Below are 224 nucleotides of genomic sequence, written 5' to 3'. Positions count from 1 at the left end.
AAGGGCTCACGCCCCCAACAACGCCGCTTTCAGCCCCTGATTTCCCATGATGTTCACCATGCGTTTCAAGTTGTAGGCTAGAACATGTAAGCTCATCTCTGTTTTCACGCGCAGTAACGTTCGAGTTAAAAAATGTGTAGCACCCATCCAAGCTTTTAACGTACCGAATGGATGTTCGACTGTTTGCCGCCTGATTCTCGCGACGTCTCCGTGCTCAGCTATCC

Annotated in this window: 1 protein-coding gene; it reads right to left on the bottom strand. The window is 50.0% G+C overall.

Going from position 1 to position 224, the window contains the following annotated elements:
* Positions 1-6: 6 nt before the first annotated feature.
* A partial coding sequence (locus tag KO538_RS29150) for a transposase (protein WP_219330447.1) occupies positions 7-224 on the bottom strand: 218 nt, incomplete at its 5' end.

The organism is Janthinobacterium sp. NKUCC08_JDC, assembly GCF_019345575.1.
GTDB lineage: Bacteria > Pseudomonadota > Gammaproteobacteria > Burkholderiales > Burkholderiaceae_D > Janthinobacterium > Janthinobacterium aestuarii.
The sequence above is the reverse complement of the archived record's forward strand: the minus strand, read 5'-3'. Positions and strand labels throughout refer to the sequence as shown.